The sequence below is a fragment of the Pseudomonas sp. RA_35y_Pfl2_P32 genome, from assembly GCF_963970735.1.
Classification (GTDB): Bacteria; Pseudomonadota; Gammaproteobacteria; order Pseudomonadales; family Pseudomonadaceae; genus Aquipseudomonas.
Window position 1 is genome coordinate 1 of the sequence record NZ_CAXAQF010000460.1, and the last position, 222, is coordinate 222.

General features: G+C 59.5%; 1 protein-coding gene. It reads right to left on the reverse strand.

The features are described 5' to 3' along the window. Positions 1–222, reverse strand: a 222-nt coding sequence (locus tag AACY45_RS29170; protein ID WP_339548924.1) for a hypothetical protein, incomplete at both ends; no start/stop codon positions are given.

Consider the following 222-nt stretch of genomic DNA (forward strand, 5'->3'; position numbering starts at 1 on the left):
CGGTGCCGTCGGTGAGTTTGAAGGTCAGCTCGCCGTGGTTGCTCATCGGCAAGCCAGCAGCGTTGGTCAGGGTCACGGTGTAGGTGACGGAACCGCCTTCGGTGACGGTGGTTTTATCCACAGACAGGGTGGCAACCACTTCGGAGATAGTGTCGCCGATGGTCACTTGAGCTTTGTCGCCGAGTACCAGGTTCTCGAAGGACTTGCCGTCAACGGTGGCGT